Origin of the sequence: Bradyrhizobium sp. MOS001 (assembly GCF_004634465.1) — a bacterium.
Lineage (GTDB): Bacteria > Pseudomonadota > Alphaproteobacteria > Rhizobiales > Xanthobacteraceae > Bradyrhizobium > Bradyrhizobium barranii.
Map to the genome: position 1 here is coordinate 1 of NZ_SPVJ01000151.1, position 1,662 is coordinate 1,662.

A 1,662-nucleotide genomic window follows, 5' to 3' on the forward strand; every position below is an offset into this window, starting at 1 on the left:
GGTCTTGGGTGTGTGCAAACGGATAGGTCGGCACGCGGCCGTGGTCGCCAATCGTTGCAGGCGGCCGATGTCTCGCGTCGGAGCGTCCAATGACTGGCCAAAGTGGGTATCGCGACGCGATATTGCGCTTTTGGAGGCACTTTCCGGCCTTCAAGCGGCGCGGATGGCTGCAATCAGGCGCGGTTTGCCGACGATGTTCATCACCCGTGTGAGGTTATAGGCGAGAACATGCAGCGCCATCTCAGCGGCGACATTCCGTAGGCGCTTCATCAAGAAGTGGGTCGCACCCATACGGGCCTTGATCGTGCCGAAGGGATGCTCGACCGTCTCGCGCCGCGTCCGCATGGCGTCGGGATTGGAATCGAGCCGTCTCTGGACCTCCTCGACCACATGCTCATGCTCCCAGCGCGTGATGCGGCGCTCCTTTGACGGCGTGCATTGGCTCTTGATCGCGCAGCCTTGGCACGCTGCTGTCGACCAGTAACGGCGCAGCGTCATTCCGTGCTCGATGTTGGTGTAGTGGTAGGGCAGCAGCTGGCCGGACGGGCAGCGGTAAACGTCCTCATCAGGCAGGTAGGCGAAGTCCTGTTTGCCGAACCGACCCTCCGCCTTGGCGTTCGACGTCATGGGCTTGGGCAGCGTGACTGCAACGCCAGCCTCTTCGCAGGCCAATATCTCTTCTCCGTCGAAGTAGCCACGGTCGGCGACCGCCTCGAGTTTGTCCACTTCGAGCACTTCTTTGGCTTGCTTCGACATCCGAGCAAGCTGCCCACGGTCGTTGCCGACGTTTATGACCTCATGCGTAACAATCAGATGGTGTTCGGTGTCCACCGCGACCTGGACATTGTAGCCGACGACACCCGATCCGCGTCCGCTGGTGGCCATCGAACGGGCATCCGGATCGGTCAGCGATATCTGTTGATCCGGCGTGTTGCGCATCTGCGCATCAAGCACTTCCAGGCGGCTCAGCTCCTGCTTCAGCCGAGCGATCTTTTCCTTGATCCTCGTCGTCTTGATGCTGATCGCTTCCGATGGCTCCTGCCGATCGGCGCTATCGAGTTGACGCAGATATCGACCGACGCTTTCCTCGATCTGCGCCATCCGCCTCGCCATCTTGGCATGCGTGAAGTTGCGATCGCGGTTGTTCACTGCCTTGAACTTGCTGCCATCGATTGCGACGCTTGGGGTCTGCAACAGGCCCATTTGCCGGCATAGCGCAACGAACTTCGCACAAACCTTCCGGATCGCCGCGCCATTATCCTTCCGGAAATCGGCGATCGTCTTGTGATCGGGAGCCAAGCGCCCGATCAGCCACATCACCTCGACATTGCGGCACGCCTCACGTTCCAGGCGGCGACTGGATTGCACCCGATTGAGATAACCGTAGATGTAAAGCTTCAGAAGGACTGCTGGATGATAGGAGGGCCGGCCCGTCTCCTTGGCGATCACACGCTCAAATCCCATTCCATGCAGGTCGAGCGCCTCGACAAACACATCGATCACATGGACCGCGTTGCCCTCGTCTACCCAATCCTCCAGACATTCCGGCAAGAGCGTCAGCTGGGATCTGTCCGCGCCTTCAACGAAGCGTCCCATCCATATCCCCCATCAGGAAACGGAGGAATCGTAACCGACTCGTGGCTTTTCACACAGCCAGGGTCA

At 59.9% G+C, this 1,662-nt stretch carries 1 protein-coding gene; it reads right to left on the bottom strand.

Annotation, left to right across the window (positions count from 1 at the left end):
* Positions 1–150: 150 nt before the first annotated feature.
* A complete protein-coding gene (locus CT676_RS43545) occupies positions 151–1,596 on the bottom strand; it encodes an IS1182 family transposase (RefSeq protein WP_135217344.1) in 1,446 nt (481 codons plus the stop codon).
* Positions 1,597–1,662 lie beyond the last annotated feature (66 nt).

What these genes read in the sequence shown, in the direction of transcription:
- CT676_RS43545 (WP_135217344.1), bottom strand. Translation starts at nt 1,596, where the DNA reads ATGGGACGCTTCGTTGAAGGCGCGGACAGATCCCAGCTGACGCTCTTG.